This window comes from Pectobacterium odoriferum (assembly GCF_009931295.1).
Lineage (GTDB): Bacteria > Pseudomonadota > Gammaproteobacteria > Enterobacterales > Enterobacteriaceae > Pectobacterium > Pectobacterium odoriferum.
Genome location: NZ_CP034938.1, coordinates 1613634 through 1639237 on the forward strand (window position 1 = coordinate 1613634; position 25604 = coordinate 1639237).

The 25604-nt window shown below is 51.1% G+C and carries 18 protein-coding genes, 1 tRNA gene and 1 pseudogene; 10 read left to right on the forward strand and 10 right to left on the reverse strand.

What is annotated here, in order from left to right:
• Positions 1-56: 56 nt before the first annotated feature.
• On the forward strand, positions 57-1022 hold the full coding sequence (gene glk / locus EO763_RS07150; protein WP_161528508.1) for a glucokinase: 966 nt from the start codon (positions 57-59) through the stop codon (positions 1020-1022).
• Between the two features lie 69 nt (positions 1023-1091).
• On the opposite strand, the gene EO763_RS07155 is transcribed toward glk, so the two are convergent.
• On the reverse strand, positions 1092-1913 hold the full coding sequence (locus EO763_RS07155; protein WP_161528509.1) for a pyridoxal phosphatase: 822 nt from the start codon (positions 1911-1913) through the stop codon (positions 1092-1094).
• A 273-nt stretch (positions 1914-2186) separates the two neighbouring features.
• Here EO763_RS07155 and EO763_RS07160 point away from each other — a divergent pair.
• Both EO763_RS07160 and pgl read left to right on the forward strand, forming a co-directional pair.
• Positions 2187-2274: transfer RNA gene (locus EO763_RS07160), tRNA-Ser, on the forward strand.
• Between the two features lie 296 nt (positions 2275-2570).
• Complete coding sequence (pgl, locus tag EO763_RS07165; RefSeq protein WP_161528510.1) at positions 2571-3569, forward strand: 6-phosphogluconolactonase; 999 nt, start codon at positions 2571-2573, stop codon at positions 3567-3569.
• Between the two features lie 53 nt (positions 3570-3622).
• Here the strand turns inward: pgl and EO763_RS07170 are convergent, their stop codons facing one another.
• The 6 genes from EO763_RS07170 to metG all read right to left on the reverse strand — a co-directional run bounded on the left by EO763_RS07170 (position 3623) and on the right by metG (position 13407).
• Positions 3623-4873 carry an LVIVD repeat-containing protein gene (locus EO763_RS07170; RefSeq protein WP_161528511.1) on the reverse strand — a complete coding sequence of 417 codons (1251 nt, stop codon included), beginning with the start codon at positions 4871-4873 and terminating at the stop codon, positions 3623-3625.
• A 14-nt stretch (positions 4874-4887) separates the two neighbouring features.
• Entirely contained in the window at positions 4888-5964 is a 1077-nt protein-coding gene (locus tag EO763_RS07175) for a sugar ABC transporter substrate-binding protein (RefSeq protein WP_161528512.1), read from the reverse strand.
• A 535-nt stretch (positions 5965-6499) separates the two neighbouring features.
• Complete coding sequence (gene fdnI / locus EO763_RS07180; protein WP_010296735.1) at positions 6500-7135, reverse strand: formate dehydrogenase-N subunit gamma; 636 nt, start codon at positions 7133-7135, stop codon at positions 6500-6502.
• On the reverse strand, positions 7128-8036 hold the full coding sequence (fdxH, locus tag EO763_RS07185) for a formate dehydrogenase subunit beta (RefSeq protein ID WP_039492610.1): 909 nt from the start codon (positions 8034-8036) through the stop codon (positions 7128-7130). The genes fdnI and fdxH overlap by 8 nt, the downstream gene beginning before the upstream one ends.
• 12 nt (positions 8037-8048) lie before the next feature.
• Positions 8049-11096 carry a formate dehydrogenase-N subunit alpha gene (fdnG, locus tag EO763_RS07190; protein ID WP_161528513.1) on the reverse strand — a complete coding sequence of 1016 codons (3048 nt, stop codon included), beginning with the start codon at positions 11094-11096 and terminating at the stop codon, positions 8049-8051.
• A 280-nt stretch (positions 11097-11376) separates the two neighbouring features.
• Positions 11377-13407 (reverse strand): methionine--tRNA ligase, encoded by a 2031-nt coding sequence (gene metG / locus EO763_RS07195; protein WP_161528514.1) that lies wholly within the window; start codon positions 13405-13407, stop codon positions 11377-11379.
• 223 nt (positions 13408-13630) lie between these two features.
• On the opposite strand from metG, the gene apbC reads away from it, so the two are divergent.
• The 5 genes from apbC (at position 13631) to dcuC (ending at position 19959) form a co-directional block, all read left to right on the forward strand.
• Positions 13631-14740 (forward strand): iron-sulfur cluster carrier protein ApbC, encoded by a 1110-nt coding sequence (gene apbC / locus EO763_RS07200; RefSeq protein ID WP_010281301.1) that lies wholly within the window; start codon positions 13631-13633, stop codon positions 14738-14740.
• Positions 14741-15112: 372 nt separating this feature from the next.
• Positions 15113-15754 carry a uridine kinase gene (udk, locus tag EO763_RS07205; RefSeq protein WP_010281304.1) on the forward strand — a complete coding sequence of 214 codons (642 nt, stop codon included), beginning with the start codon at positions 15113-15115 and terminating at the stop codon, positions 15752-15754.
• Positions 15755-15861: 107 nt separating this feature from the next.
• Entirely contained in the window at positions 15862-16443 is a 582-nt protein-coding gene (dcd, locus tag EO763_RS07210; RefSeq protein ID WP_005974037.1) for a dCTP deaminase, read from the forward strand.
• A 63-nt stretch (positions 16444-16506) separates the two neighbouring features.
• Positions 16507-18342 (forward strand): outer membrane assembly protein AsmA, encoded by a 1836-nt coding sequence (gene asmA, locus EO763_RS07215; protein ID WP_161528515.1) that lies wholly within the window; start codon positions 16507-16509, stop codon positions 18340-18342.
• A 264-nt stretch (positions 18343-18606) separates the two neighbouring features.
• A complete protein-coding gene (gene dcuC / locus EO763_RS07220; RefSeq protein WP_039482643.1) occupies positions 18607-19959 on the forward strand; it encodes an anaerobic C4-dicarboxylate transporter DcuC in 1353 nt (450 codons plus the stop codon).
• Between the two features lie 43 nt (positions 19960-20002).
• Here the strand turns inward: dcuC and hepT are convergent.
• The 3 genes and pseudogenes from hepT to EO763_RS07235 form a co-directional block, all read right to left on the reverse strand.
• Positions 20003-20364, reverse strand: a pseudogene (gene hepT, locus EO763_RS23905) (type VII toxin-antitoxin system HepT family RNase toxin).
• 54 nt (positions 20365-20418) lie between these two features.
• Positions 20419-20802, reverse strand: a complete 384-nt coding sequence (gene mntA, locus EO763_RS07230) for a type VII toxin-antitoxin system MntA family adenylyltransferase antitoxin (protein ID WP_161528516.1) — start codon at positions 20800-20802, stop codon at positions 20419-20421.
• A 113-nt stretch (positions 20803-20915) separates the two neighbouring features.
• The gene (locus EO763_RS07235) at positions 20916-22502 is read right to left on the reverse strand and encodes a TerC family protein (RefSeq protein WP_161528517.1); all 1587 of its coding nucleotides are present in this window, start codon (positions 22500-22502) and stop codon (positions 20916-20918) included.
• A 744-nt stretch (positions 22503-23246) separates the two neighbouring features.
• Here EO763_RS07235 and wecA point away from each other — a divergent pair.
• A complete protein-coding gene (wecA, locus tag EO763_RS07240) occupies positions 23247-24344 on the forward strand; it encodes a UDP-N-acetylglucosamine--undecaprenyl-phosphate N-acetylglucosaminephosphotransferase (RefSeq protein WP_039492604.1) in 1098 nt (365 codons plus the stop codon).
• A gap of 117 nt (positions 24345-24461) precedes the next feature.
• Positions 24462-25598, forward strand: a complete 1137-nt coding sequence (locus tag EO763_RS07245; RefSeq protein ID WP_161528518.1) for a polysaccharide export protein — start codon at positions 24462-24464, stop codon at positions 25596-25598.
• Positions 25599-25604 lie beyond the last annotated feature (6 nt).

Here is a 25604-nt window from a genome sequence, read left to right on the forward strand (position 1 = left end):
GCGGGCTGTTTTCGCGCAATGATCGGGTATCTGCTTTGTTTGAGGGGAAAAGAAGAATGACGCACTTTGTTTTAGTGGGCGATGTCGGTGGCACCAATACACGTTTGGCCTTGTGTGATGCCACAACGGGCGAATTGTCGCAAACCGAAACCTATTCCGGGCTGGATTTCCCTTCTTTGGAAGGGGCCATCCGAGATTATCTCGATTCGCGACAGGTCACGGTACAGGATGCCTGTATCGCGATTGCCTGCCCGATTACCGGTGACTGGGTGGCAATGACGAACCACACCTGGGCGTTTTCGATTTCAGAAATGAAAGCGAGTCTGGGTCTGCGCCATTTTGAGGTTATCAACGATTTTACCGCCGTTTCCATGGCGGTGCCGGTGATGACTAACACGGATTTACTCCAATTTGGCGGCGGGGAGCCCGTGCCAGGTAAACCGATTGCCGTGTATGGTGCAGGCACGGGATTAGGCGTCGCCCATCTGGTTCATGCAGCCAATCAATGGATTAGCCTGCCGGGTGAGGGCGGGCATGTGGATTTCGCGCCGAATAGCGATGAAGAGGACAGCATTCTGGCGGTATTGCGCCACTCGCTCGGGCATGTTTCCGCAGAGCGCTTACTCTCTGGGCAGGGGCTGGTGAATATTTACCGTGCTGTGGTGCTGTCTGATGACCGCACGCCAGAGACGCTGGAACCGAAAGATATCACCGAACGTGCCGTCAACAATACGGATGTGGATTGTCGCCGCGCCCTGTCGCTCTTCTGCGTCATCATGGGACGCTTTGGTGGCAATCTGGCGTTAAGTTTAGGTACATTTGGCGGCGTGTATATTGCTGGCGGCATTGTTCCGCGCTTTCTGGAGTTTTTTAAAGCCTCTGGTTTTCGGGCGGCTTTTGAAGACAAAGGACGGTTCAAAGGCTATATGCAGGATATCCCTGTGTACCTGATTACCCATGAACAGCCAGGGTTAATGGGCGCGGGGGCTTACCTGCGGCAGGTACTGGGCAGCGCGCTGTAAGTCTGTATGCGAGTCGAACGCAATCAGGAAAAGTGACAGCTCTCGCTTGCCTGATTGCGTTACTGTTGGTTATGCCAGAATGCGGGTACGGATGACATCGGCGATGCTGGGTTCTTCATTGCTGCCAATCACCAGATCGGCTCGCGCTTTGATTTCATCGGCGCTGTTGCCCATCGCGACGCCTAAGCCTACGCCTTCTAGCATGCTGATATCGTTAAAGTTATCGCCGAATGCTACGACGTCCTTCATGCTGATGCCCTGTTCGCCTAGCCATTGCTGGAGCAGCTTGCCTTTGCTGTTGCCGGTTTGGGCGATATCAACCTGATCCTGCCATGACCACTCGCAGGCCAGTCCGAGCTGCTTTTCCACTTCTGCGGCGAAATGGTTCAGCGTGGGAACATCGGCGTGCGTGGTTGCGAATTTCCAGATAGCGTGGGATGTTTCGGTCTGACGCACCAGATTCTCCACCTGAGCGAAACGAGGACGCTGCTGTTCCGGCAGGTTAGCCGCCCATGCCAGCGTGCGGACTACGTGCCCAGTAGGATACTGGTAATACATGTCATCATCGGCATACATCAGCCCATGAATATCAAATTCCTCTAGCAGCGTGATGACATTTTTTGCCTGTTCGACAGAGAGCGGATTGGTGTGCGACGCTTGGCCCTGCTGGTAATCATAAACGTAGGTGCCGTTACAGCAGATGGCGGGCGTATCCAACTGCAACCCCTGATAAAAAGGGTGGATTGCCGAGTGGTGGCGTCCGGTGACGATCATCACTTTTATACCTTGCTGACGGGCCAACGCGAGTGCGCTAAGCGATTCTGGCAGGATTTTTTTCTTTTGATTCAGTAGCGTACCATCAAGATCAAGTGCAATTACTCGGTAGGTCATCGTTGTCTCGCAAATAAAAATGTGGGTATCAAATGAGTCTTACGATAAAGGACGTGGCGAAAAATAGACAGACAACAGCGAGATAAAATTGTCTGAGGTTCATTTGATGACGAAGGATTCAGCGCGGCGGTGGGAAATAAGGCTAAACGGACGGTTTTACAGCGCCATTGTTGATTTTCTATGCTTTCAACGGCTTATCATCTATTTTTTAAGCAGTTGATCACAACGCTGCTTTACAATGTGCGGCGTACTGTTTATAGTGCGCGTCATTGCGGAGGAGTGGCCGAGTGGTTGAAGGCACCGGTCTTGAAAACCGGCGACGCGAAAGTGTTCTAGAGTTCGAATCTCTACTCCTCCGCCAAAAAAATTCAACGGGTTAGCTTAGGCTAGCCCGTTTTCGTTTTTACTCTCTTATTTTCCCCTGATGCTCTGCACTCTCACTTTTCATTACCTATTCGTTATTGCCCACATCCGCACCGTTAGCTAAATCAATCATTACTTAAATCAATAGTAGCCTTGCGATGTCTCTGTAGAATAGAGTAATTGGTCATTTATGGTATGCCGTGCGTCAGGTTGAGCAAGTTCGTTATCCTTCTGATGAACCTCTTTTGAGCCTTCCTGTGCCGCCACATTCGCGTGAAAAATAAGGAGAATACGATGCAGCAAGTGGTTTATGTCGCCAGCCCGGAAAGCCAGCAGATTCATGTTTGGCAACTCGGTGCTCAGGGAAATCTGACATTATTGCAAACCGTTGATGTTCCGGGACAGGTTCAGCCGATGGTGATCGCACCGAACAAGCGTCACCTGTATGTTGGGGTTCGTCCTGATTTCAGGGTTCTGAGCTATCGTATTGATGAACAGGGTAAATTGACGCAAGCGGGTGTCGCATCTTTACTGGGCAGCCCGACGCACCTGTCGACCGATAATGACGGACGTTTCCTATTTAGCGCATCTTACAGCGGCGCCTGCGTTAGCGTTAGCCCGATTGGTGCTGACGGCATCGTCGGCGAGCCGATCCAGCAACTGGACGGACTGGAAGGGTGCCACTCTACCAATATTGATCCAACTAATTCTGTTGTATGGGCACCGTGCCTGAAAGAAGACCGCATCCGTCTGTACGATTTGGGTGCGGCGGGCGAATTGAGCGTGCATCGTCAGTCTGAAATGACGACGGTAGCGGGTGCCGGTCCACGCCATATGGCATTCCATCCGAATCAGCGTTTTGCCTATTGTGTGAATGAACTGGACAGTTCAGTGGATGTGTATCAGTTGGATACAGCCAGCGGCGACGTGCAGAAAGTGCAAACGTTGGACGCCATGCCTGCTGGTTTCAGCGATACGCGCTGGGCGGCAGATATTCACATTACGCCGAATGGTCGCTTCCTGTACATCAGCGATCGTACTGCCAGCCTGCTGAGTGTTTTCCAGGTGTCTGAAGACGGCAGCACGTTAACGCTGGCCGGACATCAGCCGACCGAAACGCAGCCGCGCGGTTTCAATATTGACAACACCGGTGAGTTCCTGATTTCAGCAGGGCAGAAATCTCAGCACATTGAGGTGTATCACATCGACCAGAACACGGGCGATCTGCAACCGCTGGCGCGTTACGCCGTCGGTCAGGGACCAATGTGGGTGTCGGTGCTGGCACTGAACTAAGCAAACCAAGCACAACATTAAGCCCTGCGTTTATCCGCAGGGCTTTTTTTCGATTAACCGCGGTATTCGATAATCGACAAACCCGCGTTGTAGTCCGTGCTGTAGATAATTCCGTCGGCATCAACGAACACATCGCAAGACTGAATAATTTGCGGTCTGCCGGGGCGCTTGTCGACCATGCTGTCTGGCGCAGCAGGTACCAGTGCACCCGTTTCCTTCGGCTGATATGGGTTACTAATGTCGTAAGCCCGTACCCCAGCGTTTTGGTACGTGGCGAAAATCAGTGATGAACTGATGAAGCTGCCGGGCCGGTTTTCATGCAGGTTATGTGGGCCAAAGTGTGCGCCTTTCTTCACATAATCCGCCTCTTTCGGCTGCGGAAAGGTGGAGATGCTCACCGGATTACGCGGTTCACGAATATCGAACACCCAAATCAACTTCTCGCCATCTTCCTGATTATCCAATACCGCTTCATCCAACACGATTAGCAGATCGCGATCCGGCAGCGGCAGCGCCGTGTGTGTGCCACCGCCAAACGGTGGGCTCCAGTTACGGTGGCTGATAAGCTGTGGGTTGGTGCGATCGCTCACGTCCAGCAGCGTCAATCCGCCGTCGCGCCAGCTTCCATAGGCGGTGTCGCCGCTGATGATGGCGTGGTGCAGGGCGTAACGCTTGCCTTCCGGCCAGCTTGCGGTTTCGCCACCAGCAGTGTGCATTCCGGGTAACCAATAACGACCAGCAACCTCTGGGCGCTGCGGATCGGCCAGATCGATAGTCAGAAAAATGTAGTCGCTGTAGCCATCGAGCAGCGCGGATACATACGCCCAGCGCCCGCCGACGTACCAGATGCGATGAATGCCGATGCCGTCCAACGGCAGGAAGCTGATTTCGCGAGGTTTATCCGGCGTTGAGATATCGAAAATCCGTAATCCAGCGCTCCAGCTTTTGTCCTGCTGTTTGGTACTGACCGTGTCGGCGACGGAGCGGGTGTAATAGACTTTTTCCTCGGCGAAGCTGGCGTCGGCAAACAAATCGCGCGCGTTGACGACAAGCAGCAGGTCATCGTGTGTTTGCAGGTGGATATTCCAGGTGCCGGGCGGGGCAGCAATAAACCCCGCCGGCTTGGGATTCTTGGCATCGCGCACATCCACAATCGACACACCTTGTGAAACCATATGCCCGATGTAAGCGTACCCGCGATGAACCATCACCTGCACGCCATCGGGTCTGCCGCCCTGATCGCTGTGTCCAATCAGCCGCATGTTGCGGCTGTAATCGGGAGTGGGCAGAGGGGTCGATGCCATGAGTTATCTCCGTGTTATTTCGCCTGTTTGGCTTCCAGTGTAGCAAACCACGGTGCGATAAAATCATCCGTGTGGCCCCAGCCTGGGATGATTTTCGCCAGTCCGGCGACGTTGACCGCACCCGGCTGGCTGGCTAACAGCGCCTGTGGAATTGCAGCAGCACGGAACTCGTAGGTTGCAGGTGTCGCTTCACCGGCAATCTTGTTGGCAACCAGACGCAGGTTAACTTTACCGATCAGTTTAGGATCGACAGCCACGCTGACTTTCCACGGGCTGTTTGCTTCGCGCATCAGCTGTAAATCCTGATTAGAGATATCGATGCTGTACAGTTTGATTTCGGTCCGACCGTTTTCTTTCAACGCCTTATAAGCACCCTGGCTGAAGGCATCCCACGATCCCCAGATTGCATCGATTTTGCCTTTCGGGTATTTCGCCAGCACGGCGCCGACTTTGTTGGCTGTATCGCCTTGTACATCAGAGGACACGGCACCAATCGATTCGAGTTCCTTGATGCCGGGGTTAGCTTTCAGGATCTGTTGATAAGCAAGCTGGCGGCGTTCCATCGGCGGGAAGCCAGCGACCCACAGTTTGATGATGTTGGCTTTACCGTTGAAATCCTTCACCAGTTGGCCGAATGATTCGTTAGTCAGTGAGGCGTCATCCTGCTGGGTGACGGTCACGCCTGGGATTTCGCCGTTCACGGCGGTATCAAATACGGAAACGGCAATGCCGCTGTCGACGATGCGTTTAATCAAGTCGGTAGAGTAGGGATCGCGGCCCTGCGACAGGATGATGCCATCATATTTCTGGCTAATCGCCTGATTCACGAAATCCTGAAAACGGGCATCATCGCCATTGCTCAGAAAGGTGCTGACCTTAAAGCCCAGCTTTTTTCCTTCTTCGAGCACGCCGGAAACAAATTGCGTGGTGTTGTCATCCGAACCCAAGTTGCGGATAACGGCGATGCGAACCGGACCGTCATGATTGGCGATAGCGGCCGGAACGGGAGCAATGGTGGCATTCTGATTAGCCAGTGCCGGTAACGCAGTCAGTAAGCTCAGTGCAAGCAGGGTGGGCATAAATTTCTTCATTATCAGCTCCATGGCGTTTTATAAAGGGATCTTGTGTTGATGAAAGTGTGTCGTGTCGATGGCAGTATTGTTATGTTTTCTGCGTCACTACTTTATAGCTGTCTTTATGTCTGGATGTCTATTTAAAAATGATATTGCATCATAGCCGTTGAGCGATAGACGAGGAAGAGGGGAACATTATGACTTTTGGGTTTAAGTTATAACGATTCGTGCTGACTGCGGATAAAAAGAAAAATGCCCGCGAGGCGAGCATTCGAGGTTGCTGACAAAGTCCGTATGGCGGTAGTAACGGATAGATCGTAAAGACGCTGTAAATACATCCCTGTACGCTCGGATTGCGCAGATATGAATCTCATTCATGAGATTCACCCTTTCAGGGCCGTCGCAAGCGACGTTCAAAAGCGTTCCTGACGCAAACGCTTTACTCTTCTATTCCGTTACTCCCGTTCTCGTTCGATAAATAGGTTTGTCAACAGCCTGAAATGCCCGCGAGGCGCGGCATTTCAGGTGAGTGGCAGGATGAAGAAAGAGCGAGTTATTTCTTCGCTTCTTTTTCTTCCATTTCACGCGCCCAACGTGGGTGGTGTTTACGCGCCCAGCGTTTGGAGACTTTGCCTTCAATCATGCCCTTGATCGACCCTTTAACCCAGAATGCCATGTACATATGGATCAGGATGGCATGGATGAGGACGATAGCCGCAACCGCATGAATCAGAATGGCGTAGCGCACGACATCAATCGGGAACAGGTGGGCAAAGTAAGGACGCCACATGATTACCCCGGTGATCAGCAGCACCAGCGTCAGCCCCATGATGCTCCAGAACATCATTTTCTGGCCTGGGTTGTATTTACCCACTTCAGCGACTTCATGCTCATTGCCTTTCAACACTTCAATAATGTTGAGGAACCACGGCAGATCGCGCTTCTTCGGGATGTTATGACTAACGAACCGGAAGAACATCGGGATCAGACAAATGACGATCAGCACGCCAAAAAACGGGTGCAGAATACGTCCCATCTGCGGCGTACCAAACGTCTGCGTCAACCATTGCAGGGTTGGGAAAAACAGGGCAATACCTGAGAGCGCGACCAGAAAAAAGCTAATCACCACAATCCAGTGACAGATGCGATCGATAAACTTGGTGCGCAAAATCATTTTTGATTTACTCATGTTTGTCTCCCCCTTCTTTGTCTTCTCCCTCGTGTTCATGCTCCGTTTCTTCTGTGTTCGGACCCACACCGATGTAGTGGAACATTAACCCGGCGAACGTGGCGACAAACCCTAACGCAGATAGCGGCTTCAGAATGCCTTTCCACAGGTTGACCGGCGTAGAAATCTGCGGGTCATCCGGCAGATTGTTATAGAGCGATGGTCTGTCTGCGTGGTGCAGAACATACATCACATGTGTGCCACCCACACCCTGCGGGTCGTAGAGGCCTGCGTTCTTATAACCACGGCTTTTCAGATCGGCGATGCGCTCTTCTGCCAGATGCTTCATCTCTTCTTTCGTACCGAAACGAATGGCACCCGTCGGACAGGTTTTCACGCAGGCGGGCTCTTGCCCAACGCTGACTCTGTCGACGCACAGCGTACATTTATAGACGCGGTTATCTTCTTTATTCAGACGCGGAATATTGAACGGGCAGCCAGCGATGCAATAGCCGCAGCCGATACAGTTTTCGGATTGAAAATCGACGATACCATTGGCGTACTGGATAACCGCACCAGCGGAAGGACAGGCTTTCAGACAGCCCGGATCGCTACAGTGCATGCAGCCATCTTTACGGATCAGCCATTCCAGACGATCGTTCTCTTCCACTTCGGAAAAGCGCATCAGCGTCCAAGATTTGGCGCTCAAATCCGCTGGGTTATCATAAACACCGAAGTTATGGCCGACTTCATCACGAATATCGTTCCATTCTGAACAGGCCACCTGACAGCCTTTACAGCCGATACAGGTGGTGACATCGATCAGTTTTGCCACTTCGCTTTTGTCATTACGCACATGCGGCGGCGGTGTAAAGCCGTTGGTGGCCGAACGTTTAATAATATCTTGTGATTGCATTGACATAGTTGGCTACCCTTACACCTTCTCTACATTAACCAAAAACGCTTTGTACTCAGGCGTTTGTGAATTAGCGTCGCCGACGCTCGGGGTGAGTGTGTTAGCCAGGAACCCTTTACGCGTGGCCCCCTCAAAGCCCCAGTGGCACGGAATACCAACGGTTTCCACGCTGCGTCCGGCAATTTGCAGCGTTTTGATACGCTTCGTAACCACCGCTTTGGCTTTGATGTAGCCACGCTGGCAGGAGACTTTGACTTCATCGCCTGCTTTAATGCCTTTGCTCTTCGCCAGATTTTCACCGATCTCAACAAACTGTTCCGGCTGTACAATCGCGTTCAGACGCGCGTGTTTTGTCCAGTGACGGAACAACTCGGTAATCGAGTAGGTGGTCGCCACGTAAGGGAAGTCCTTCGCGGTGCCCATGGTTTTCGCATCACGTGCAAACAAACGCGCCACCGGGCTGGAAATCACCGACGGGTGCAGCGGGTTGGTGCCAATAGGCGATTCTATCGGCTCGTAGTGTTCAGGGAACGGCCCGTCTACCAGTTTGTCCACGGAGAACAGACGTGCCAGACCTTCCGGCAGCATGATGAATGGCCCGGTGTCTTTGCCCGGCGGTACGGTTGCGGCGAAGTCAGGCACATCAATGCCTTGCCACTTCTGACCGGTCCATTCCAGCAATTTACGCTTGCTGTCCCACGGTTTCCCTTGCAGGTCGGCGGAGGCGCGGTTGTAGAGAATGCGGCGGTTTTGCGGCCAGCACCATGACCAGTTTGGCGTGCAGCCCAGACCGGCATCGGCGTTGTCACGCTTATCCATCTGGTTACCGGCTTCGGTCCAGCTCCCGGCGTAAATCCAGCAGAAGCTGGACGTGGTACCGTCATCACGCAATTGTGAGAAATCGGCGAGCTGCTGGCCTTTTTTCAGGATCAGTTTGCCGCTGTCGTCGTAGATATCAGCCAGCGCCATGCCGTTGGCTTCGCGGGCGATCTCTTCTGGATGCGGGTCTTCCGGGTCTTTGTAATTCCAGTTGATGTTCATCAACGGATCCGGATAAGTACCCCCTTCTTCGTTATACAGCTCACGCAAACGCATCAGCAGCTTACCGAGAATTTTACCGTCGTGACGGGCTTCTCCTGGTGGCTCAGCCGCCGCCCAGTGCCATTGCAACCAACGACCAGAGTTGGCGATAGAACCATTTTCCTCGGCAAAGCAGGAAGAAGGCAGACGGAAGACTTCAGTCTGAATAGACTTCGTATCCACATCATTGAATTCACCGTAGTTCTGCCAGAACGTGGAGGTTTCCGTGACCAGCGGATCGATGATGACCATGTACTTGAGTCTGGAGAGCGCTTCAGTCGCTTTGTTCTTGTTAGAGAACGCGGCAACGGGGTTAAAGCCCTGAACGATGTAGCCGTTCATTTTGCCTTCCACCATCAGCTCGGTTTGTACCATGACGTCGTAGCTACGGTCCCACTTCGGCAACCAGTCATAACCCCAGTTATTCGCCGCCTGTGCGTGATCGCCATAGAAACTCTTCATCATGCTGATAAAGAATTTTGGCGTGTTTTTCCAATAGTTAACCTGATCGGGTAACACGGCGGTGGGGGTGATTTGGCTCAGATAGGTATTCAGATCCGGCTGTTTTTCTGACGGCAGTGGCATATAGCCCGGCAGATTTAACGACAGCAGACCCAGATCGGTATACCCCTGAATGTTGGAGTGACCGCGCAGGGCGTTGATGCCGCCGCCTGCCATACCGATATTTCCCAGCAGAAGCTGGATCATGCCAGCGGAGCGGATGATTTGCGCGCCATTAGTATGGTGTGTCCAACCCAGTGCATACATGAAGGTTGCGGTTTTATTCGGCACGCAAGTTTCAGCCAGCGTACGGCAAATCTCTTCATAATCTTTGGCTGAGGTACCGCACAGGGATGTCACCATGTCCAACGTATAGCGGGAGACGTGTTCTTTCAGCAGGTTCCAGACGCAGCGCGGATGGGAGAGCGTGTTGTCGCGTTTGGCAAAACCGGCTTCATTCAGCTCATACTGCCAGCTGGATTTGTCATATTGACGTTTTTGTTCGTCGTAGCCGCTGAACAAGCCTTCGTCAAAGCTGAAATCATCACGCACGATCAGGCTGGCGTTGGTGTAAGACACCACGTATTCGCGATGAATTTTATCGTTCGTAATAAGGTAGTTAACGATACCTAACAGAAAAGCGGCATCTGAACCCGCGCGAATTGGCGCGTAGAGGTCGGCAACGGCAGCAGAACGGTTAAAGCGTGGGTCGACAACAATCAGTTTCGCATTGTTATGCGTTTTCGCTTCAACGGCCCATTTGAAACCGACCGGGTGCGCTTCTGCCGGGTTTCCGCCCATTACGATGATGACGTTGGCATTTTTGATATCAACCCAGTTGTTGGTCATCGCGCCACGGCCGAATGTCGGTGCCAGTGCGGCAACGGTAGGTCCGTGACACAAACGTGCCTGACAGTCGATGGCAACCATGCCGAGTGCGCGGGCAAATTTCTGGTCGAGAATACCGGTTTCGTTGCTGGCGGCAGAAGAGCACAGCATACCAGTAGTCAGCCAGCGGTTGACGGTTTCGCCTTTGGCGTTGGTGCGTTCGAAGTTGGCATCACGGTCAGCTTTCATCAGGCGCGCGATGCGTTCAATCGCGTCGTCCCAGCTGATTCGTTGCCATTTGTCTGAGCCAGGCGCACGGTATTCAGGGTAGAGCAGGCGGTTTTCGCTGTGGATGTAGTCAACCAGGCCCGCACCTTTCGGGCAAAGGGAGCCGCGGCTGACTGGGTGATCCGCATCACCTTCGATATGAAAAACGGAAGGCTTCGCGTTTTTGGCGCCATCGCCCAGGCTATACATGAGCACACCACAACCAACTGAACAGTAGGTGCAGTTGTTACGCGTCTCTTTTGCCCGTAACAGCTTATATTGACGTACTGATGCCATTGCTTCCGTGGGTGTAAAGCCCAATACCGCGAGAGTGGTTCCAGCCATCCCCCCCGCGCAAACTTTAAAGAAACCTCTTCTATTCAGTTGCATTAGTTTCCCTGTGTAATTATGTGTCATTTTTGTTGCGAGCAATTTAACAACACATAAATTGTGGGCTTTGCGCAAAATCAAAATTTAAGTATTTAAACCCCCATAACACCTATAAAGAGGTATATTTTTTATTCGTTATATATTGTAATGCATAACGATTTTGTTATTTCATGGTTACAAATAATGTGGAGCGATGAGCCAGTCGAAGGGAAATTCGCGGGGGTGTGTGGAGGAATTGTTGCAAAAAAAAGCCGGATTAAAATCCGGCTTGATGTGGTGATTATTTGACCTGCATGCCCGGCTGAGCGCCGCTGTCTGGGCTCAGGAGGAAGATATCTTTCCCGCCGGGACCGGCTGCCATCACCATGCCTTCTGATATGCCGAAGCGCATTTTACGCGGAGCCAGGTTGGCGACCATTACGGTTAAGCGGCCTTCCAGCTTAGCCGGATCGGGATAAGCTTCACGAATGCCGGAGAAGACCTGACGGGTTTCACCGCCCAGATCTAACGTCAGACGTAAGAGCTTGTCAGAACCGTCAACCAGTTCAGCCTGCTTAATCAATGCGATACGCATATCAACTTTGGCAAAATCGTCAAAATTAATGGTGTCCTGCACTGGGTTGTCTGCCAGCGGACCGGACACGACTTTTTGCGCGGTGATCATGTCTTCTTTAGACGCGTCAACCATCGCGTTCACTTTATCCAGATCGATGCGGTTGAACAGCGCTTTGAATGGGCTAACCTGATGGTTCAGCAGCGGGGTGGCGATAGCATCCCAGCTCAGTTCCGTGTTCAAAAACGCTTCTGTCCGCTGGGACAGCGAAGGCAGAACCGGCTTCAGGTACGTCATCAGTACGCGGAACAGGTTGATGCCCATTGAGCAAATAGCTTGCAGGTCTTCATCCCGACCTTCTGCTTTCGCCACAACCCACGGTGCTTGTTCGTCAACATAGCGGTTGGCGATATCCGCCAGCGCCATGATCTCACGAATGGCACGCCCAGATTCACGGCTGCTATAGGCTTCGGCAATGCTGGTGGCGGCATCGGTGAAGGTTTTGTACAGCTCGGCGTCGGCCAGCTTGTCCGCCAGTTTGCCGTCAAAGCGCTTGGTGATGAAACCGGCATTACGTGATGCCAGATTCACGACTTTGTTAACGATGTCAGCGTTCACGCGCTGAACGAAATCTTCCAAATTGAGGTCGATGTCATCAATGCGAGAAGACAGTTTTGCCGCGTAGTAGTAACGCAGGCAATCGGCATCCAAATGTTGCAGGTACGTGCCCGCCTTGATGAAGGTGCCGCGTGATTTAGACATCTTGGCACCGTTGACCATGACATAGCCATGCACGAACAGATTCGTCGGCTTACGGAAACCGCTGCCTTCCAACATCGCCGGCCAGAACAGGCTGTGGAAATAAACGATGTCTTTACCGATGAAGTGGTACAAATCCGCGTCTGAGTCCTTCTTCCAGAAATCATCAAAATTCAGATCGTCACGTTTGTCGCACAGGTTTTTGAACGAACCCATGTAGCCGATTGGCGCATCCAGCCAGACGTAAAAATATTTGCCCGGAGCATCAGGAATTTCAAAGCCGAAATACGGTGCATCGCGGGTAATATCCCACTGTTGCAGACCCGCGTCGAACCACTCCTGCATCTTGTTGGCGACTTGCTCTTGCAATGCACCAGAACGTGTCCACGCTTGCAGCATTTCGCTGAAAGCAGGCAGATCGAAGAAAAAGTGTTCTGTTTCACGCATTTCTGGTGTCGCACCAGAAACCACTGATTTCGGTTCGATCAACTCAGTGGGGCTGTAGGTTGCACCACACACTTCACAGTTATCGCCATATTGGTCGACAGCCTTACATTTCGGACAGGTGCCTTTGACGAAACGATCCGGCAGGAACATGCCTTTCTCTGGATCGTACAACTGAGAAATGGTGCGATTTTTAATAAAGCCGTTCTCTTTCAGACGGCGATAAATCAGACCTGACAGCTCACGGTTCTCTTCACTATGCGTGGAGTGGTAGTTGTCATAGCTGATATTGAAACCGGCAAAGTCCTGTTGATGCTCCTGACTCATTGCCGCAATCATCTGTTCCGGCGCAATCCCCATCTGCTGTGCTTTCAGCATAATTGGCGTGCCGTGGGCGTCATCCGCACAGATGAAGTGAACCTGGTTGCCGCGCATTCGCTGGTAACGAACCCAAATATCGGCCTGAACATGTTCAAGCATATGACCGAGGTGGATCGAACCATTAGCGTAAGGCAGCGCGCACGTTACCAGGATTTTCTTTGCGACTTGAGTCATGAGGAACTTGCTTTCTTTTGTGAATAGAGGGAGATCGATGTTAACCGATAGCGCCTTGCTGCGTAAACCGCTGGCGTGAGTAAAAACGGCAGGAAGCCACATGGCCGCTTTTATTTTGCGTAGCGTTTCCACGTTTTTGATGCCGAAGGGCGTCAGACTGTGATGGCTCTGGTATGCTGTACAGGGTCTCAACGGTCAAATATGAGAATTTCAAGGAGCCGGAATGAACGCGACAGTCCCCGAACAGCGTCCTGAAGCACTGCGTGCGATGGTCACCGGGGTTTTATCTACTTTTCAGCACCCGACACTGAAAAATAACCTGACGACACTGAATGCACTGCGCCATTGTGCGCTGCTGGACAACGTATTGCACATCGACCTGACGATGCCGTTTGTCTGGCTGAGCGGGTTGGCAGTATTAAAAGAAACGGTTAGCGATGAGCTATTACGCTTATCGGGCGCAAAGGCGGTCGAGTGGCGCTTAACGCACGATATCGCGACGCTGCGCCGGGTTAACGATCAGGCCGGTGTGAAGGGCGTGAAAAACATCATCGCCGTCAGTTCCGGGAAAGGCGGTGTCGGCAAATCCAGTACGGCGGTCAACATGGCGCTGGCATTGGCGGCTGAGGGTGCCAATGTGGGCATTCTTGATGCCGATATCTACGGTCCTTCCATTCCGACTATGCTGGGGTCTGCCAGTGAGCGCCCAACCTCGCCGGACGGTCAACATATGGCTCCGATTATCGCGCACGGCCTGGCAACCAACTCGATTGGTTATCTGGTGACGGATGATAATGCCATGGTGTGGCGCGGGCCGATGGCCAGCAAAGCATTATTGCAGCTGTTGCAGGATACACTCTGGCCTGATTTGGACTATCTGGTATTAGATATGCCGCCGGGTACGGGTGATATTCAACTGACGCTGGCGCAGAGTATTCCTGTCACCGGGGCTGTCGTCGTGACGACGCCACAGGATATCGCGCTGATGGATGCCATGAAGGGTATCGCGATGTTTGAAAAAGTCAGCGTGCCGGTACTGGGCATCGTTGAGAATATGAGCGTACACATCTGTAGCAACTGCGGTCATCTGGAACCGATCTTCGGCACGGGCGGCGCGCAGAAGTTGGCGGAAAAATATCACTGTTCCCTGTTAGGTCAGCTTCCACTGCATATCTCCCTGCGTGAAGACCTTGACCGCGGTGAGCCGACGGTGGTCAGCCAGCCGGATAGCGAATTTACCTCTCTGTACCGCGAACTGGCGGGGCAGGTTGCCGCTCAGCTTTACTGGCAGGGTGACACGATTCCCGGCGAAATTTCTTTCCGGGCGCTGTAGCCTGCTATATACCCTAAATAATTCGAGTTTCAGGACAAAACGTTAGCGTTTTGAACAACGCAAGGCGTTGACCCGTAGGGCGAGGCTCATTTATGCGCCTCGTAACGCGGCAAGGTAAGGAATCCCGATGAGCTTACTCAGGTAAGTGATTCGGGTGAGTGAACGAAGCCAACGCACATGCAACTTGAAGTATGACGGGTATAAAAGCCGGGCTCTGGCCCGGCTTGATCCTACGCTAGCAGGCGATTTCCCTAGAGCGCAATACGCAGAAAGGGTGGCGTGAAGGGGGGTAACTCCCTATAATTGCCGCGTCAAAGCGCCCGTTGGCGCATTCCCCTCTCTTTTATTTATGTTAATCAGGTCGTTAATACCATGACTGATCAGTCTCACCAGTGCGTCATCATCGGGATCTCAGGAGCATCCGCTTCGGGTAAAAGTCTTATTTCCAGCACCTTGTATCGAGAATTGCGCGATCAGGTTGGCGATCAGCATATCGGGGTGATATCTGAGGACAGTTATTATAAGGATCAAAGCCACCTGACGATGGAAGAGCGGGTAAAAACTAACTATGACCACCCGAGTTCGATGGATCATAGTCTGCTACTCAAGCATTTGCAGATGCTGAAAGCGGGTCAGGCGATCGAAGTCCCGCAGTACAGCTATGTCGAGCACACCCGCAAGCAGGAAACCGTGCATATCGAGCTGAAAAAGGTCATTATCCTGGAAGGTATCCTGCTGCTGACGGATGCGCGCCTGCGCAGTGAGATGAATTTCTCTATTTTTGTCGATACACCGCTGGATATTTGCCTACTGCGCCGTATGCGTCGCGACGTTAATGAACGCGGGCGTTCAATGGATTCCGTGATGGAACAGTATCAGAAGACCGTGCGCCCGATGTTCCTGCAATTTATTGAGCCCTCTAAGCAGTATGCCGACATTATTGTGCCGCGCGGTGGGAAAAACCGTATTGCGATTGATATTTTGAAAGCCAAGATAAGCCAGTTTTTTGAGTAGTCGCTACCCGAGATAATCCGCGTTGCATCACTAACGTGGAGGCAACGCGAAGTATGACGGGTAGATGAGGTTTATCTGATAGATACTGGCGTCGAATGGAGAATAAGATGAGACTGTGTGACCGTGACATTGAAGCCTGGCTGGATGATGGCCGACTGGTGATTACACCCCGTCCACCTACTGAGAGGATCAGTGGCGCGACCGTTGATGTTCGTTTGGGAAATCAGTTTCGCGTCTTCCGCGGACACACTGCGGCCTTCATTGACTTAAGTGGCCCGAAAGATGAAGTCAGCGCAGCGCTGGATCGCGTTATGAGTGATGAAATCAATTTGCCAGAAGGCGAGGCGTTTTTCCTCCACCCGGGAGAATTAGCGCTGGCAGTGACGTTTGAATCCGTTACGCTGCCGGATAACTTGGTTGGTTGGCTGGATGGCCGCTCTTCGCTAGCCCGTCTGGGATTGATGGTTCACGTCACCGCACACCGTATTGATCCAGGTTGGCAAGGAAGAATTGTGCTGGAGTTCTATAATTCAGGTAAGTTGCCGTTGGCGCTACGCCCCGGCATGATGATTGGCGCTCTGAGTTTTGAACCGCTTTCCGGGCCGGCTGCTCGTCCTTACAACCGCCGTCAGGATGCCAAATATAAAGATCAACAGGGTGCGGTAGCGAGCCGGATCGATAAAGACTAAGCGTCTGGCGACAGGCCTGTAAAGTAAAAAGCAGGTGGCCGTGCGTTTCGCAATGAGGATGGCATGAGAAGATTTCTGACGACGCTGGCAATTCTGCTTGTGGTGCTGGTGGCAGGAATGACGGCCTTGGTCGTACTGGTTAATCCCAATGACTTCCGCGCCTACATGGTGAAGCAGGTTGAGGAACGCAGCGGCTATCGCCTTCAGTTGGATGGCGATCTGCGCTGGCATGTGTGGCCGCAACTGAGCATATTATCTGGTGGAATGTCGTTAAGCGCACCGGGATCCAGTGCGCCGATTGTCAGCGCCGAGAACATGCGTCTTGATGTGCAACTGTGGCCGCTGTTATCACACAAGCTAGCAGTCAAGCAGGTGATGCTGAAAGGTGCCATTATTCGCCTGACGCCGGAAAGTGAAGCCAAGCAGGCTAACAATGCGCCCATTGCCCCAGCGGGATCGCAGACTCCATCTGAAGAACGGCGCTGGCGGCTGGATATCGATAAGATAAAAGTCGCGGATAGCCTGTTGATTCTGCAACGCAGCAAGAACGAACAAATTAATGTTCGTGATATTAATCTTGCTATGGAGCAGAACAGCGAACGCCAGGTCAACATTGAATTATCAAGCCGCATCAATCGCGATCAGCGCGATATTGCCTTCTCCCTTGCCGCCGATGTCGATTTGCTGCATTTCCCCCAGCAGGTCAATGCCAATATTACCAAACTGGATTACCAGCTTCAGGGGGCAGGAATACCGGTAAACGGTATCAGTGGAACGGGGAGTGTTCAGGCAAGTTATCAACAGCAGCCTGAAAAAATCACGTTTAGCCAGCTTTCACTCAGTACCAATAATAGCCAACTGTCTGGCGTCGGTAGCGTGACGCTGGGGGATATCCCACACTACGAATTGGACCTGTTGTCTGAAAAGCTCGACTTGGATTCCCTGCTGGGGATCGCGTCGGTGAAAGAGAACAATGTCGCTGTCGTGTCAGCTAAATCATCTGCTCCTGTCATTTCAAATGAAAGTGGGCTAACCAAGCCAGAAGACAGCTTACAGATGTTCACTGCGCGTCTGTCGCTACAGGTCGCGACGCTGGTCTATCGTGGACTCGATGTCCGCCAATTTACGCTACGGGCAGACAATCAGCTGGGGCTGCTGGATGTTACTGCCTTGAGCGGTGAACTGGGCGGTGGACATTTCTCATTGCCCGGTAAAGTTGTGACGAAGTCATCGACCAACATCATGCTACGGCCGGAGCTCAAGGATGTTGAACTGTCTCAACTAATGGCTGCGTTTGCGCTGCCCGCCGAGACGGTCAGTGGGAAATTGTCGATGGCGGGGCAGTTCAGCGGCAATAGCTTTGCGTTACCTGCGTTGCTCCAACAGTGGCAGGGGACGGCGACACTGCAAGGCAATAACGTTCGTCTACAGGGTTTGAATATCCAGCAAATGGTGCAGATGGCCGTCGCGCGTAGCAATGGGAATGTGCGAGGACAAGAACGTTACGATCGCTATACCGAACTGCAACAGTTGAACGGGAAAGTGCAACTGAATGCGGGTAAGTTACGCCTTACCGATCTCAATGGCCGCTCAGAGCTGCTGTCGCTAACCGGTGTTGGTCAATTCGATTTGCCAGCCCAGACGTGTGATGTCAACTTGAATGTCTCTATCACGCAAGGGTGGCAGGGGGATGATCAACTGGTCAGCGTGTTGAAAAACACGGCGATCCCGTTACGTGTCTATGGCGAGTGGGATAAATTGAATTACCAATTACAGGTGGATCAACTGCTGCGTAAACGCCTACAGGACGAGTTGAAGAAACGTCTGAATGACTGGGCCAGCCAAAATCAACAAAGCCAGAAAGGTAAGGATCTGAAGCAATTACTCGACCGCCTTTAATTTTCTGACATGCTGCGCTTTTAGCCAGTTTGCTGATTCCTGTCAGCAGACTGGCAGCTTCTTGATAACGTTTTCCCTTAGTTTGTCATCCTCCTCCAGCCTGGCTATGTGCCCGGTGTCTCTTTTTTAACGCTGCATATTAATATTTTTCTCTTTTTTTATTTTCTAAAGCAGTAAACTTCGCTCCCTATTTTCGGTGCGGCGCTATTCCGCTGCCGGGGAATGTCTGTCAGATAATTTATTACTCAGGTATCGAAACCCACTATGCTCGAACTTTTGATTGGTGTTGCTGTAACGATTCTGGTTGGTCGTTACATTATAAAAGGGTACTCCGCGACTGGCGTGTTGCTGGTAGGAGGCCTCTTACTTTTGGCAATCAGTGCCATGCTGGGGAAAAATGTATTGCCAGCCAGTGCGAAGGCGACAGGCTGGAGCGCAACGGATATTGTTGAATACGTAAAAATTTTGCTGATGAGCCGCGGTGGCGATCTCGGCATGATGATTATGGTGCTGTGTGGATTTGCGGCTTATATGACGCACATTGGTGCCAATGATGTTGTCGTGAAGCTGGTTTCCCGCCCGCTGAAAATGATTAACTCACCTTACTTACTGATGATCGCGGCCTATTTTGTCGCTTGTCTGATGTCGTTGGCGGTGTCATCGGCCACGGGACTCGGTGTGCTGTTGATGGCAACGCTGTTCCCCGTCATGGTGAACGTCGGTATTAGCCGCGGTGCTGCTGCCGCAATCTGTGCTTCCCCTGTGGCGTTGATCCTGTCGCCGACGTCGGGCGACGTGGTACTTGCTGCACAGGCATCACAGATGAAATTAGTGGATTTCGCCTTTAAGGCCACGCTGCCTATTTCCATCATGGCGATCGTGTGTATGGCCGTCGCGCATTTCTTCTGGCAGCGCTATCTGGATAACAAAGCGAACGTTAGCCATGAGATTCTGGATGTCAGCGAGATCAAAACGGATGCCCCGCGTTTTTACGCCATTCTGCCGTTTACGCCGATCATGGGGGTGCTGGTGTTTGATGGCAAATGGGGGCCGGAGCTGCATATCATCACCGTACTGGTTATCTGTATGGTGCTGGCCGCGGTGCTGGAATTTGTTCGTTCGTTCAGTGCGCAAAAAGTGTTTGATGGGTTGGATGTCGCTTATCGTGGGATGGCTGATGCGTTTTCTAGTGTCGTCATTCTGCTGGTCGCGGCCGGTGTCTTTGCTCAGGGGCTTGGCACTATTGGTTTTATCAGCGGTCTGATTGGCCTGGCGCAGTCATTTGGCAGCGGCGGGCTGGTGATTATGCTGGTGTTGGTTGCGATCACGATGCTGGCTGCGATGACAACGGGTTCGGGTAATGCGCCGTTCTATGCGTTTGTTGAGCTGATTCCAAAGTTGGCGTCACAAATGGGTATCAACCCAGCCTATTTGGCCATTCCGATGCTTCAGGCTTCCAATCTGGGTCGTACCATTTCTCCGGTATCCGGCGTAGTGGTTGCTGTTGCTGGGATGGCAAAAATATCGCCGTTCGAGGTGGTGAAGCGCACATCGGTTCCGGTTCTGGTTGGGCTGATTGTGGTAGTCGTTGCCACTGAAATTATGGTGCCTGCCTGATAGCAGAAATTAGGTAAACAGCAGCACTTTTAAGCTATGTGCTCTAAAGGTGCTGGCTGCCGCTGTACCGGGCTATTTGTTTGATAAAATGTTCAAACTCGCTTAAACGATGAGAAATGACGTGGATGACAATATCCAGATTGAGCGCCCGATAGTCATGCACGGCAATATTTCTTAATCCCACCATTTTTGCAAATTATCAGACAGATCAATCGTAATAATCTGGTTTGCAGCAAGAAGCGCGAAGCTATCGCGGCTACTTTGTGGTATGCCTAGCTGCTTGATACGGATAAGGTAATTAGCAATATCAATAGCGGCTTCGCAGGCACGCTGTATGTTAAGTATGACGGAATCTTGCTTAGTGAAATTTTGACGAAACCCTTCCCTCAGTATTGAATTCCTCATGAATACGACGTAGGCATCTTTGTATGGTGCTGCTTTTGTTAAGCAAGATATCTGTCATGCTTTTAGATCCTGATTAAAACTACGAATGATATCCGCGCGCTCTTTTTGGAGATGCTGGTACATCGAGAGTGTTGTCATTTCAAATTCTCCCGCTGCTGTTTCCGCATCATAAAGCAGCTTGCCGTTACGAGCGATCTCCATTTTTAATACCGTTGAAGCCTGCAATAAATCGATAAGATCGACGTCATGACCCACTTCCTTTGCTAATTGATTAGATAGCTCCCAGCGTTCAACGGGATCCAGTGCTCTCGTAGCCATGATGGCGATATCAATGTCGCTGTCCGCTCTGGCATTGCCTGTAGCCTGGGAACCAAAGAGATAAATAATTTTGATGTCGGGCATCTGTTTTTTCAATGTCAAAACGATCTTATCGAACATGTGATAGCCCTCGTTCCTACGATTCTCTTATTGTCTGATAGGATTGCTCGAACATCAATGTATTGCCCGTCAGGGGAGGGGAACAGATAAGTCATCCCCTAGCCCCTATTTCATCACACTTCAAAATCAGTCTGTAGTTCGTCGTTCGGTGTGATACGGACCTCCACGATACGATGACTTTCCACTGCCAGAATAGTGAACTGATAGCCATCGATTGACAGTGTATCGCCCACCTGGGGAACCCGCTGCGAGTGCTCCATCAATAGCCCTGCCAATGTGTAGTATTCGCGCTTTTCATCCAGCGTCAGCGGAACATACATCGTTAAGTCTTCCAGTGGAATATAGCCATTTACGATCCAACTGCCGTCGTCATTTTGCTGAATGCTGTGGCGCGCATCGCGATCTTCTCCTTCGCGCGGCAGATTGCCAGCAATGGTTTCCATCACGTCGCTTAATGTCACTATGCCTTCCATCGAACCGAATTCATCAACGACAAACGCAAAGTGCGTTCGCGCTTCTCTAAACTGTTCCAAAGCCTGCAAAAGTGAAAGCTGTTCAGGAAAGACCAGCGGCTGACGAATCAGAATACGTGGATTGAACGGCTCGCGGTTTAGTTGCTGTTGTAGTAATTCGGCAACATTTATGATGCCTAGCGGCTCGTCGGAGGTGTGGCTGTCAGTGACCACGAGTCGGGAATGCTGGTTGGTCGTTAACAGTTTGGCGAGTGCATCCTGCGTAATATCCAGCTCAACTGGGTCGATATCATGCCGTGACGTCATAATGCTGCTGATGGTTCGCTGCGCCAGTCCTAATACCCGCTTTATCATCCGGCGTTCCTGAATATTGAAGACTTCCTGACCTGCCCGAGTGTTATCTGCAATCATCGATGAGGTTTGGTTGTCCAGTTCAGCTTCTTCATGGTTACCGCGCAAGATACGCAAAACCACTTCCGCGGTGCGCTGGCGCAGTGGAACCGTGGAAGAAAGAAAGCGCCGACGGTTGAACAGGGAAACCTGATTCAACATCTCAATCATCACTGAGAAACCTATCGCGGCGTAGAGATAGCCTTTAGGGATGTGATAACCAAAGGCGTCCGCGACCAGACTGAAACCAATCATCAGTAAGAAGCTGAGGCACAGGATAACGATGGTCGGGTGTTCAGCGACAAAGCGGGTCAGCGGCTTGCTGGCCAGCAGCATGAGGAAAATAGCAATGGTCACGGCGGACATCATGACCAGCAGGTGGTCAGTCATGCCGACGGCGGTAATCACGGAGTCCAGTGAGAATATGGCATCCAGTACTACAATCTGTGCGACTACCGGCCAGAAACGTGCGCCTTTACGTTGGGTTTGCTGCTCCTCATCTTTTCCTTCAAGGCGTTCGTTGAGCTCCATAGTGGCTTTAAAGAGTAGGAATAGCCCGCCAACCAGCATGATGACATCGCGAGCGCTGAAGGTGTGCCCAAGGAACGTGAAGAAGGGGGTAGTCAACGACACCAGCCACGAAATGGACGCCAGTAGACCCAGTCGCATAATCAAGGCAAGTAATAGACCGACGACTCTGGCTTTATCGCGTTGTTCTTTTGGTAGTTTCTCAGCCAGAATGGCAATGAAGATAAGATTATCAATGCCCAGAACCAGTTCCAGGACAACCAACGTGGTCAACCCAGCCCATATTGTTGGATCAGCGATCCACTCCATATCTCTTTTTTCACCTTTAAATGAACATAACCTCGATAGCGTATCAGGGCATGCACAGATGAACCAGAATTTGCAGGGATATTCTTTACCATGGGATAGCGTTAGCAGACGTTAGGTTAATATTTTTGTCTTTTTTATGCCCAACATATTGGGAGCGTTACTGACATTACAAAATAATGTAATAGATCTTAAGCAAAATTTTATGCGGCATAGCAGAGATACAGGCCGTAACATTTGATTACGCTATGTATCCGAGCATAGAATGGCGCCCAGTTGCGAATAGCCACACAATTCGGTGGTTTTACATTCCATACCGCTGCTTTTATGACTGAAATAGACTGGCTTTGTTCTTTTAGTTGATTTTTTATACTTATGGAGGTTTTTACACAATGGATACCCGTAGTCTTATTCCGAAAAAACCTCTCCCTAAACATCTTATCCTTGTGCTCCCGCTTGAGTGGTTAATACTATGTTAGTTGTTTGAGCTGGGTTTAGTATTGCCTGTCACATTGAGGATATGGAATGGCAGGTTTGTCAATTGCCATATGCTTGCTGCTAGAGAGGGAGCACTTCGATGGTTTACTCTCTTTCTAAAATAAAAACCATAATAAATCTGTAGCTTAACGCTTTAAAAATGTAAACCACAGGACTGGGGCCGTACTTTGATAGTGCATTGGTAGCTACAAGCCAAGGGCGGTAGCGTGCCTAGTGCAGAAACATACAACGGTTGATGATGGTGTAAAAATGCAAGAATTTATAGTGATATTTCTAAGCGCTTTTGCCGCACTTTTCTTAGCTAGAAAAGTGGCAATCAAAGTGGGTTTAGTTGATAAACCTAACATCCGTAAGAAACACAAAGGCCATATTCCCCTTGTTGGAGGGGTATCAATCTATCTTGCCCTATGGGTTTTATACGTCTTGCAACCAAATTGGTTACCCGATTTTTCTCTCTATATGGTTTGTGCCACCGCGCTTTTGGCTGTTGGTGTGCTGGATGACCGTTTTGATCTCCCCGTGTTACCCCGAGTAGGGCTGCAAGCTGGTGTCGCTGGATTAATGATGTATGCAGGGTTGTATTTAGAGACATTAGGGCACGTTCTCTTCGGATATGAGCTTTTCCTCGGCATCTTTGGCTACACGGTGACATTATTTGCAGTATGGGGAGCCATCAATGCCTTCAATATGGTTGACGGGATTGATGGCTTACTGGGAGCGCTTTCCTGCGTAACATTTGGAGCGCTCGCTATTGTGTTCTACCTTGGTGGCCATAATGAATTAGCACTTTGGAGCGCGTGCCTGCTCGCGGCAACGTTGCCTTATATCTTCCTTAATTTAGGCATAATGTGGGGAAAGAAATTTAAGGTGTTTATGGGGGACGCGGGCAGCACGCTAATCGGCTTTACAGTCATATGGTTACTGATGCTGGCCACACAGGGTGGAAACGCAGTTGTTCGTCCGGTGACTGCGCTCTGGCTTATCGCTATCCCACTCATGGACATGGTGACAATTATGGTTCGCCGTGTTCGACGTGGCGATAGCCCGTTTAAACCTGACCGTGAGCATTTGCACCATATCTTAATGCGTGCAGGCCTTACTCCGCATCAGGCGCTGGTCGCTATTCTTCTTGTGGCGATGCTATTTTCAGCTATAGGAATTCTTAGCGAGCGTATTGGCATCGCTGAGTCTATTATGCTTAGTGTATTCCTCATGGTTTTCTGCGGTTACTTCTGGATGATTAGTCGGATATGGCGTGTGTTGACATGGTTTCGGAAAACCACTCGCGATTCGCATTCTGCTGTAACGATCGTGGAAAAAAATGGTACAACACCGTTAAAACGGTGAATTGTCAGCATTTAACACCGTAGACCATGGTTTAATCTAATAACTTATTCTCTATAATAATGAGCTATTTTGTAGGGATTTGCGCAATATTCAATCAAGAGCGATGGCATAGACAGGATGATGAAGCACAAACGAAAATTGATGCCCTTGATGGTGTCGGTAGCGCTATTGAGCGGTTGTACCCTAGTTCCTGGTTCTCACCTTTCTACTAGCGGTAAAAACGTAGTTGAACAGCAAGATGCGGATTTCAATATCGATAAACTGGTCAATGTTTACCCACTAACCCCTTATTTAGTGGAGAAGATGCGTCCTAAACCACTAATAGCGCAAGCTAACCCTGCTTTGGAAAAGGAATTGCAGGGGTATGAATACCGCATCGGTATTGGTGATGTCATCATGGTCACGGTGTGGGACCACCCTGAATTGACGACCCCTGCGGGGACGTACCGTACCGCAGCAGATACCGGTAACTGGGTACATTCCGATGGCACAATTTTTTATCCTTATATTGGTAAAGTGAGCGTCGCGGGTAAAACGGTCACTGAAGTTCGCGATCAAATAATGGGGCGTTTAGCGCAATATATAGAGTCCCCTCAGGTAGACGTCAGCATTGCGGCCTTCCGCTCACAGAAAGCCTACGTGACGGGTGAAGTGGCGATATCCGGCCAACAGCCGATTACTAACGTGCCACTGACCGTTCTGGACGCAATTAACAAAGCGGGTGGGCTGACGGAAAACGCCGACTGGCGTAATATTGTGCTAACCCACAATGGCAAAGAACAACGACTCTCCCTTCAAGCGCTGATGCAAAACGGCGACCTTTCACAAAACCATCTGCTTTACCCTGGTGATATTCTCTACATTCCCCGTAATGACGACCTGAAAGTCTTTGTGATGGGGGAAGTGAAAAAGCAAAGTACCCTCAAAATGGACCGTAGTGGTATGACGCTGACGGAAGCCTTGGGTAATGCGGAAGGGATAGATCAGACATTTTCTGATGCCACAGGCATTTTTGTAATCCGTTCACTACGTGGCACGCAAGGCCCAAAACTGGCAGACATCTACCAGCTTAATGCCAAAGATGCCACAGCGATGGTAATGGGCACAGAATTCAAGCTGCAGCCGTATGACATCGTGTATGTCACCACGGCGCCGCTCGTTCGCTGGAACCGCGTTATCAGCCAACTTGTACCGACCATTTCCGGCTTTAATGAATTAACCGAAGGGACGTTGCGTGTTCGTAACTGGCCGTAGAGATCA

Bases quoted from the DNA above. Each gene is read 5' to 3' on its own strand.
- glk (WP_161528508.1), top strand. From the start codon at position 57: ATGACGCACTTTGTTTTAGTGGGCGATGTCGGTGGCACCAATACACGT.
- fdnI (WP_010296735.1), bottom strand. From the start codon at position 7,135: ATGAGTAAATCAAAAATGATTTTGCGCACCAAGTTTATCGATCGCATC.
- wecA (WP_039492604.1), top strand. From the start codon at position 23,247: ATGCAAGAATTTATAGTGATATTTCTAAGCGCTTTTGCCGCACTTTTC.
- metG (WP_161528514.1), bottom strand. From the start codon at position 13,407: ATGACTCAAGTCGCAAAGAAAATCCTGGTAACGTGCGCGCTGCCTTAC.
- fdxH (WP_039492610.1), bottom strand. From the start codon at position 8,036: ATGTCAATGCAATCACAAGATATTATTAAACGTTCGGCCACCAACGGC.
- pgl (WP_161528510.1), top strand. From the start codon at position 2,571: ATGCAGCAAGTGGTTTATGTCGCCAGCCCGGAAAGCCAGCAGATTCAT.
- fdnG (WP_161528513.1), bottom strand. From the start codon at position 11,096: ATGCAACTGAATAGAAGAGGTTTCTTTAAAGTTTGCGCGGGGGGGATG.
- dcuC (WP_039482643.1), top strand. From the start codon at position 18,607: ATGCTCGAACTTTTGATTGGTGTTGCTGTAACGATTCTGGTTGGTCGT.
- apbC (WP_010281301.1), top strand. From the start codon at position 13,631: ATGAACGCGACAGTCCCCGAACAGCGTCCTGAAGCACTGCGTGCGATG.
- EO763_RS07175 (WP_161528512.1), bottom strand. From the start codon at position 5,964: ATGAAGAAATTTATGCCCACCCTGCTTGCACTGAGCTTACTGACTGCG.
- EO763_RS07170 (WP_161528511.1), bottom strand. From the start codon at position 4,873: ATGGCATCGACCCCTCTGCCCACTCCCGATTACAGCCGCAACATGCGG.
- mntA (WP_161528516.1), bottom strand. From the start codon at position 20,802: ATGTTCGATAAGATCGTTTTGACATTGAAAAAACAGATGCCCGACATC.
- udk (WP_010281304.1), top strand. From the start codon at position 15,113: ATGACTGATCAGTCTCACCAGTGCGTCATCATCGGGATCTCAGGAGCA.
- EO763_RS07235 (WP_161528517.1), bottom strand. From the start codon at position 22,502: ATGGAGTGGATCGCTGATCCAACAATATGGGCTGGGTTGACCACGTTG.
- dcd (WP_005974037.1), top strand. From the start codon at position 15,862: ATGAGACTGTGTGACCGTGACATTGAAGCCTGGCTGGATGATGGCCGA.
- EO763_RS07155 (WP_161528509.1), bottom strand. From the start codon at position 1,913: ATGACCTACCGAGTAATTGCACTTGATCTTGATGGTACGCTACTGAAT.
- EO763_RS07245 (WP_161528518.1), top strand. From the start codon at position 24,462: ATGATGAAGCACAAACGAAAATTGATGCCCTTGATGGTGTCGGTAGCG.
- asmA (WP_161528515.1), top strand. From the start codon at position 16,507: ATGAGAAGATTTCTGACGACGCTGGCAATTCTGCTTGTGGTGCTGGTG.